The organism is Fluviicola sp. (genome assembly GCF_030151805.1).
In the GTDB taxonomy this organism is placed as follows: Bacteria; Bacteroidota; Bacteroidia; order Flavobacteriales_D; family Crocinitomicaceae; genus Fluviicola.
Genome location: NZ_JASLCN010000243.1, coordinates 1 through 7406 on the forward strand (window position 1 = coordinate 1; position 7406 = coordinate 7406).

Annotated in this window: 7 protein-coding genes; all 7 read left to right on the top strand. The window is 41.8% G+C overall.

The window, feature by feature from the left end; genetic code table 11:
- Positions 1 to 963: GTP cyclohydrolase II (gene ribA, locus Q1V93_RS09340; protein WP_300664040.1), on the top strand; the 963-nt coding region annotated here is incomplete at its 5' end.
- Positions 963 to 1613, top strand: coding sequence for an ABC transporter ATP-binding protein (locus Q1V93_RS09345; RefSeq protein WP_300664042.1), 651 nt, complete (start codon positions 963 to 965; stop codon positions 1611 to 1613). The genes ribA and Q1V93_RS09345, both read left to right, overlap by 1 nt.
- A complete protein-coding gene (locus Q1V93_RS09350) occupies positions 1610 to 2377 on the top strand; it encodes a TIGR02757 family protein (protein ID WP_300664044.1) in 768 nt (255 codons plus the stop codon). The genes Q1V93_RS09345 and Q1V93_RS09350 overlap by 4 nt, the downstream gene beginning before the upstream one ends.
- 152 nt (positions 2378 to 2529) lie before the next feature.
- Entirely contained in the window at positions 2530 to 4581 is a 2052-nt protein-coding gene (locus Q1V93_RS09355; protein WP_300664046.1) for a BatA domain-containing protein, read from the top strand.
- 3 nt (positions 4582 to 4584) lie between these two features.
- On the top strand, positions 4585 to 5859 hold the full coding sequence (locus tag Q1V93_RS09360) for a dihydroorotase (protein ID WP_300664047.1): 1275 nt from the start codon (positions 4585 to 4587) through the stop codon (positions 5857 to 5859).
- Positions 5852 to 6409 carry an rRNA adenine N-6-methyltransferase family protein gene (locus tag Q1V93_RS09365; RefSeq protein WP_300664049.1) on the top strand — a complete coding sequence of 186 codons (558 nt, stop codon included), beginning with the start codon at positions 5852 to 5854 and terminating at the stop codon, positions 6407 to 6409. The genes Q1V93_RS09360 and Q1V93_RS09365 overlap by 8 nt, the downstream gene beginning before the upstream one ends.
- Before the next feature lie 104 nt (positions 6410 to 6513).
- The coding region (gene trxB, locus Q1V93_RS09370) for a thioredoxin-disulfide reductase (protein ID WP_300664051.1) at positions 6514 to 7406 on the top strand (893 nt) is incomplete at its 3' end.

Genomic DNA, 7406 nt, shown 5'->3' on the forward strand with positions numbered 1-7406 from the left:
TCACAGTTCACTGTTTCCGTAGACTTAATCGGTCACGGATGTACAACGGGAATTTCTGTTTTTGACCGTGCGAAGACCATCAAAGCATTGGTTTCGGAAGATACAAAACCGGAAGATTTAGGTCGGCCGGGACATATTTTCCCGCTTCGGGCGAAAAAAGGCGGTGTTTTACAAAGAACCGGACACACGGAAGCAGCAGTAGATCTGGCACGTATGGCAGGCTTCAAACCTGCGGGAATCCTGGTTGAAATTCTGAACGAAGACGGTTCGATGTCACGTTTACCGCAATTGTTTGAGATCGCGAAGAAATTTGACCTGAAACTGATCTCCATTGCAGATTTAGTAGCTTACAGAATGAAGCACGAATCGTTGATTTCACGTGAGATTGAAGTTGAAATGCCAACGGAACACGGTGATTTCAAACTGGTTGCATATTCTGTAAAATCAAACGGACAAGAACACCTGGCGTTGACAAAGGGAACCTGGGAACCCGGTGAACCTATTTTGGTACGCATGCACTCTTCTTGTCTGACAGGAGATATTTTCGGTTCTTGCCGCTGTGATTGCGGTCCGCAACTTCACCATTCCATGAAAATGATTGAAGCAGCAGGAAAAGGAGTCATTGTTTACCTGAACCAGGAAGGTCGTGGAATCGGGCTTTTAAACAAATTGAAAGCATACAAATTACAGGAAGAAGGATACGATACTGTTGAAGCAAATCTGAAACTTGGATTCAAGTCGGATGAACGTGAATACGGAATCGGAGCTCAGATCTTACACGATTTGGGAGTTTCAAAGATCCGTTTGATGTCGAACAACCCGAAAAAACGTACCGGATTAGTTGGTTACGGACTAGAAATCGTTGAAAATGTTCCGATCGAAGTTGGTCGTAATGTGCACAACGAAAAATACCTGCAGACAAAGGTTCAGAAAATGGGACATTCTTTAAAATTGGATAAGTAATGCTTATTGCAAAAGGAATCCAAAAAAAGTATGGTCAACTCGAAGTTCTGAAAGGAATTGATCTGGAAATTCAATCCGGAGAAATCGTTTCGATTGTAGGTTCATCCGGAGCCGGGAAAACGACCCTGCTCCAAATTTTGGGTACTTTAGATAAACCGGATTCCGGAACATTGACTCTGAACGGTGTGAATCCCTTTGATTTAAGCTCAAAAGGACTTGCGGCATTCCGAAATCAAAAGATCGGATTTATCTTCCAGTTTCATCAGCTACTTCCCGAATTCACCGCTTTGGAAAATGTGCTCCTGCCGGCATTGATCGGTGGAAAGAGCATGCCCGAATCCAAAGACAGAGCAGCTTTACTATTGAAGAAACTGGGCTTGCAAAACCGTGAAAGTCACCAACCGACAGCACTTTCCGGCGGAGAACAACAGCGTGTAGCTGTAGCAAGAGCTTTGATGAATGAACCGGATATTATTTTTGCAGATGAACCTTCCGGAAACCTGGATTCCAAAAACGCAGCCGAATTACATCAATTGTTCTTCGATTTGCGGGAAGAATTCAAACAAACATTTGTCATCGTAACGCACAACCATTTATTGGCGGAAATGGCAGACCGGTCAATTGTAATGGCAGACGGATCCCTGAAATGAAAACATCTTTTACACAAGAAGAACTGAAAGTATTCCTGGATGAAAAAGTAGGATTGTACAATCAAACAGACTTCATCCAAACCGATCCGATTCAGATTCCAAAACAATTTACCCGGAAAGAAGATATTGAAATCAGTGCTTTTCTGATTTCGACATTGGCCTGGGGAAATCGTACGGCAATTATTAAAAGTGGTGAGCGCTTGCTGGAAATCATGAATTTCAAACCATACGAATACGTACTGAACTACGAAGAGCAGAAACACAACTTTGTTCACCGCACATTCAACAGCGACGATCTGAATGCTTTTTTTGTTTCCCTGAAACGCATTTATGAACAATACAACGGTTTGGAAGCCGCATTTAAGCTTCACACCGAAATTCCGGGAATCCAGGGTAGAATTGTTTCCTTCCGCGATACATTCACACAGGAACCATTTCCTCACAGAACCCAAAAACACGTTGCCAATCCGCAGAAAGGTTCTTCAGCCAAGCGCATCAATATGTTTTTGAGATGGATGGTCCGCAAAGATCAATCAGGAGTGGATTTCGGGATTTGGAACAGCATTCCCATGTCAGAATTGCATCTTCCGCTTGACGTTCACACAGGAAATGTTGCCCGGAAATTGGGTATTCTTACCAGAACACAGAACGATTGGCGCAGCGTTGCTGAAATCCAGGAGCAATTAACGCAATTCGATTCCCAGGATCCGTGTAAATACGATTTCGCCTTGTTCGGACTCGGAGCTTTCGAAGGATTTAAATAATTCCTAATTACGAGTGCCTAATTACGAATTAAGATTAAACTCAACCGGGAATTCGCAATTCAGTTGTTAAAGGGTGCTAAATTGTTCAAAAATCGTAGAAAAATCACAAAATTCGGCATTCGTAATTCGGCATTCGTCATTAATTTAGCGTTATGAAATGGGTTTATCCTGAATTTTTGTTCGCCCTACTGGTTTTGGTCATTCCAATCCTCATTCACCTTTTCCATTTTCGTAAGTACAAAACGGTTTATTTCTCGAGCATTGCCTTCGTTAAATCGGTAGAGCAACAACAAAAGAATCCTAGAAAACTCAAGCATTTACTCATCTTATTGGCACGAATCTTAGCTTTTACCTGTTTGGTAATTGCATTTGCCCAACCCTATTTTCCAGGTTCCGACTCCAGTAAAAAAGATATTCAGCTGATTGGCGTTTATGTAGACAATTCCTTTTCCATGTCTCGAATCGGCGGTCAGGGAGAATTGCTCGCACAGGCAAAAACACTGGCAGAATCGCTTGTGGAGAAAGCACCGCGAAACACACAATATGTTTTGTTTACTAACGAACTAAGCGGAAACGAAAAACAAACACTCACCCAGGTAAAATTCGTTGATCAGGTTGGAAAAATCAAATACTCTCCTATTTATCGTTCCCGCGAAGAAGTACTTTCTTTCTGGAATCAATGGATTGAAGACGCGCAGAAAGAAGGAAATATCAAAACGAAACCATCTTTAGTATTTCTGTCTGATTTTCAAAAAGATAAATCCAGTCAGTCAACTAAAAAGTTTAAATCAATTCCATCCGTTTCTCCACTGGTTTTAAGCCCTCAGAATACGGGAAATTTATATATCGACACCCTTTGGTTTGAAACACCGATTCAAAAAACGGGTTCTTCCCAAACGCTTTCGATCCGCGTCGTGAACAGCGGTAAAGAAGCAATTGAATCGGCAGTTGTCAATGTGCAGATCGGGAAAATGAAACGCGATTTATTCGCTGAGCTTCCCGCATTTGGTTCCGATACGCTTCAACTGAACTATTTCAACCAGGAAGCTGGAATTGTCAAAGGAAAAGTTTCCATCAACGACAAACAAATGACACAAGACGATTCCTTCTATTTCAATTACGAAGTGAAGAAAAACAGTTCTGTGTTGATCATTAACGGAGAAGATGCCGTAAATAACGTTGGAATTGTATACGGTTTGGATGATTTCTACAACGTAAAAGAAATTGCTACCAATCAGGCTTCGCAGGAAAACCTGGAAGACTACGATCTAGTCGTGTTAAACGGATTGAATCAGATTCCAAGTAATTTGAGTACTTCGTTGGAATTGTATAACCAGGAACTTGGTTCTATCTTATTAATTCCGGGAACGAACGTTTCACCAACCGGATGGAATGCAAGCCTCGAAAAACTGGCACTTCCAACCATCAATGGAATACAGACTGTCGGTTTGTCCGTTCAGAAACTGAATATCAAAGATCCTTTCTTTCATGGTATTTTTGAAGGAAAACCGGACAATATTTCCCTTCCGGCGGTGGCAAAAGCATATCGTTTGATCAACAACCCGAAAACGCTTTCCAGTAGTTTGATCAATTACCAAAACGGAACTCCGTTTTTTGTAAAAAGCACCGGAAAAGGAGCTTCTTACCTCTTCTCTACTTCTTTGAAACAGGAATTCAGCACATTCACAAGCAACCAGTTGTTTTCAACGCTTCTGCTGCACGTTGGAAATCTGAGTCAACGACAAAATCCGTATTATCTCATCATCGGTTCTGATGGAAGTTATCCTGTAAACAACGTCGCTACAGGCGATAAACCGGTACATCTGAAACAGGGAGCGATTGATTACATTCCGGTATTATTCACTAAAAACAAACGTTCCTATATTTCCGTTCAGGGTCTGGAAGCAATTCGTATTCTGGAAGCCGGAAATTACAGCATTCTACAGGAAGGAAAGAGCAAAGGAATTGTTTCCATGAACTACAACCGACTGGAATCCCAAACTGCCGAATCTACTCCCGAAGAAATTAAAACCGGTTTTCAGCAAGCCGGAATTCAGGTCAATACCATTCAGGATGGTTCCAATTGGAACAGTGCTTCTCTCTTAGAAATCGGTGAGAATTATGACATCTGGATTTGGTTTGTTTTCTTTGCAGGAATTTTCGTCCTGTGCGAAATGGCATTGCTAATTTTCTACAAGAAATAAGATATGAAATTACTTATTCGACAAGTAAGGGTTATAGATACAAGCTCGAAGTGGCATGGTAAAACAGTGGATATCTATCTGGAAGATGGAAAAATCCACGAAATTGCAGAAAAAATCAACAGATCCTGTGAACTCGAAATCCAGGAAAATAACCTGCATATTTCAAAAGGATGGGTCGATTTAAAAGTCCATTTTGCAGATCCGGGAGAAGAACACAAATCGACCATTCAAGGCGGTTTGGACGCAGCTAGTTTCGGAGGTTTTACACATGTAGCCGTTCTCCCTTCCACCAAACCGGTTTTAGATAATAAAACCAGCGTGGAATACGTGTTGCGAAGAGGTGAAAATGCCGTTACAACCATTCATCCAATGGGTTGTATCACTAAGAAAAACCAAGGCGAAGCTTTAGCTGAAATGTACGATATGTTCCAATCCGGAGTTCGTTTGTTCTCAGATGATTTAGTTCCGGTAAACGGTGGAATTATGTACAGAGCCCTCCTCTACTCGAAGAATTTTGATGGAATTGTAGTAGGTTTTGCCCATGATAAGTCGATTTCAGGCGGTGGAATGGTAAACGAAGGAGAAGCTTCTACCAAAACCGGTTTAAAAGCAGATCCTTCCATCAGCGAAGTTATTGAGCTGGAGCGCAACCTGCGTTTACTGGAATACACCGGGGGAAACTTGCATGCAACCGGAATTGCAAATGCAGAATCGGTAGACTTGATCCGCAAGGCGAAAGCAAAAGGATTGAATATTACTGCTGACGTTCATGCGCAGCATTTGATTTACAACGAGACGGCTGTACTGGATTTCGATGTGAACTTTAAATTAATGCCGCCGCTTCGAAGAGAAGCAGACAGAATAGCACTTTGGGAAGGTTTGAAAGACGGAACAATCGATTGCATAGTTTCGGATCACAGACCAAATGATACGGAAGAAACAGATTTGGAATTCGATCATGCAAATTACGGAAACAGCACGCTTCAAACACTCTTTGGTGAATTGGGAGCTTGCCCGGAATTTGATCTGGAACTCGTTGTAAAGGCTCTTACCGGGAAAGGACGTGAATTATTATCATTGGATATTAAATCAATTGAAGACCAGTCGGTAGCGGATCTTTCTTTATTTATCCCAGAAAAACCGTGGGTTTTCACACATGATGATTTGGTGATCCCATGTACTAACACACCAGCGTTGAATAAACAATTGAACGGATTTGTTTACGGAGTGATCAATAATGGTAAATTCGCACTCAAAGAAACAAGAGAAAATGTCTGATAAGCGTTCGTTTATACGTAATTTCTGGAAAGAACGTAAAATGGTTGGAGCAATGGCTCCAAGCTCAAAATATTTAGCAAAGAAAATGTTGGAGAAAATTGATTTCTCAACAGCTAAAGTCATTGTGGAATTAGGTCCCGGAACCGGAGTTTTCACACGTAAAATGCTTCAGAAGCTAAGTCCGGATGGTGTTCTTTTGGTTTTCGAACTCAATGACAGCTTCATGAACATGCTCAAAAAAGAGTTTAAAGACCCACGCGTCATCCTGATTCACGATTCTGCAGAGAAGATTGGAGAATACCTTCAAAAACATGGCTTAACACATGCAGATGCGGTAGTATCCTCTCTCCCGCTAGCGAATTTCCCTTCCGAACTAAAGAACGGAATTCTGAAAGAAAGCCACCGGGCCATGCATGCAAATTCGCTGTATGTTCAGTTTCAGTATTCATTGAATGCAAAAAAGAACATCAAACAGTTTTTCAAACACGTAGAAATTGCATTTACACCTGCCAATTTTCCACCTGCCTTCATTTACTACTGCAAAAAATAACCTTGGATTCCTACCTGAAAACAGGATCTCCCGAAGGGTTCTTTCTCAAACGGGAAAACCCTAATTTTGTATTTGATTCAAACTAAACAAACGAACAAACAAACATGAGCGCTGAAAAAGTAAAATGCCTGATCATTGGTTCAGGTCCCGCAGGATATACAGCAGCAATCTACGCTGCAAGAGCTGAAATGAAACCTGTTATGTACCAGGGAATGCAACCTGGAGGACAGTTAACAACAACCAACGAAGTTGAAAACTTCCCGGGATATCCAGACGGAATTTCAGGACCAGAAATGATGGTTCAGCTGGAAGCTCAGGCAAAACGTTTTGAAACAGACGTTCGCTCCGGATTTATTACAAAAGTTGATTTTACCGGACCTATCCACAAGTGCTGGAGTGAAGACGGTCATGAAATTCATGCTGAAACGGTGATTATTTCCACCGGAGCTTCTGCAAAATACTTGGGATTACCTTCCGAACAACACTACCTTTCAATCGGTGGTGGAGTTTCTGCTTGTGCAGTTTGCGACGGATTCTTCTACCGCGGACAGGAAACTGTGATCGTTGGCGCAGGAGATTCTGCTTGTGAAGAAGCTCATTACCTTTCCAAATTATGTAAGAAAGTAACGATGTTGGTTCGCACGGACAAGTTCCGCGCTTCCAAAATCATGGCTGACCGTGTCAGAAATACTCCGAATATCGAAATCCTGCACAATACGGAAACGGTTGAAGTATTGGGTGACGGAAATGGCGTTAACGCAGTAAGAGTCAAAAATAACGTGACAGGTGCAGAACACGACATTCCTGCTACAGGTTTCTTCGTTGCAATTGGTCATAAACCAAACACGGATGTATTCAAAGATTACATCAACCTGGATGAAACAGGATACATCAAATACGAAAAACCGGGAACTTCATTGACCAATGTACCGGGAGTATTTGTTGCAGGAGATGCTGCTGACAGAAACTACCGTCAGGCAATTACTGCTGCAGGAAC